This window comes from Neisseria sp. P0021.S007 (assembly GCF_051956855.1).
Genome location: NZ_JBQCXA010001595.1, coordinates 1 through 457 on the forward strand (window position 1 = coordinate 1; position 457 = coordinate 457).

Annotated in this window: 1 pseudogene; it reads left to right on the forward strand. The window is 41.4% G+C overall.

Going from position 1 to position 457, the window contains the following annotated elements:
• A pseudogene (locus ACTHUR_RS20450) lies at positions 1-442 on the forward strand (response regulator); the annotation flags it as partial.
• Between the last annotated feature and the right edge of the window lie 15 nt (positions 443-457).

Sequence of the window (457 nt, forward strand, 5' to 3'; positions counted from 1 at the left end):
TATGTCTTGTTTGTGGCAGATGGCAATTTGGACTGCTCAGGGAAGATTGATTTATCCGATGACTCCCCAAACGATCTTTACTTTAAAGCGTTGGCCTAATTTGACTAGACTGGCTCCTGTTCCTGAGTCTATGAGGTTATCTGCGTTTTTAACTAAGACATCAGTCAACTTGAATATTCTCTATAAAGTTATGCCTTTGGAAATGCCGGATATCTTGAATTATTTGGCGGCAACTTCTGTAACAGGCTTTTTGGCAACAGATAGCGAATATGCTCCAAATCAGGCTAATCAGCATGCCAATATGTCTGAACATGTTAGTGTTAATAGTGATGTGCCTGACAGCCAGATGGTTAAAGATGCAGAAAAAGTGGCAGGTCCTTCGCAAGAACAGCCACGCGGTTTGTTGCAGCGCTTAATGCGTAAATTATTGGGAAAACGCTAAAAAGGACATGTAATG